Annotated in this window: 1 pseudogene; it reads right to left on the minus strand. The window is 59.2% G+C overall.

The window, feature by feature from the left end:
• Nucleotides 1-238, minus strand: a pseudogene (locus tag HK28_RS06755) (1-deoxy-D-xylulose-5-phosphate synthase); the annotation flags it as partial.

Raw genomic sequence — 238 nt, forward strand, 5'->3', positions numbered from 1 at the left:
CGCTCTGGGTTATGTTTGAGTTTATACCGAGAGCGTTGAGTGCGGTTTTGACGATGTGCGGGGCGTTGAGTTCAGCGGTGTTGTATTGGTCGAACTGGTTGTCGTGGTCGATAAACCTGTCCGGCAGGGTCATGGTGCGCAGGCGGACGTTGTCGAGCAGGCCTGTCTTTGACAGGCGATGGGCGACGAGCGCCCCGAAGCCGCACTCCGAGCCTTCCTCGATGGTGATCAGCACGGC

It is taken from the genome of Acetobacter sp. DsW_063 (genome assembly GCF_002153745.1).
Taxonomy (GTDB): Bacteria; Pseudomonadota; Alphaproteobacteria; order Acetobacterales; family Acetobacteraceae; genus Acetobacter.